General features: G+C 72.4%; 1 protein-coding gene. It reads left to right on the top strand.

Features of this window, described 5'->3' with window-relative positions:
• A partial coding sequence (locus tag JHE00_RS34740; protein ID WP_443678466.1) for an acyltransferase occupies positions 1-283 on the top strand: 283 nt, incomplete at its 5' end.
• Positions 284-290: the final 7 nt, after the last annotated feature.

Genomic DNA, 290 nt, shown 5'->3' with positions numbered 1-290 from the left:
CCAGGGGATCATCAAGTCGCCGGTACGGATCGGCCCCGACACCTGGATCGGCACGAAGGTGACGGTGCTCAAGGGCACGCGCGTGGGCAGGGGCTGCGTGCTCGGCGCCCACGCCGAGGTGCGCGGCGACAGCCCCGACTACGCCATCGCGGTGGGCTCGCCCGCGCGCGTGGTGCGCGACCGCAAGGCCGACTACGAGGCCGACGCCGAGCGGCGCGAGGCCGTCAAGGACAGGGCCCGCAAGGCGAGCTTGGCGCTGCAGAAGACCCTTGGCGTAGGCTGACGGTGAA

Source organism: Prauserella cavernicola, assembly GCF_016595675.1.
GTDB lineage: Bacteria > Actinomycetota > Actinomycetes > Mycobacteriales > Pseudonocardiaceae > Prauserella_A > Prauserella_A cavernicola.
Note: the sequence above shows the minus strand (reverse complement) of the source record. Positions and strands in the feature narration are given on the sequence as shown.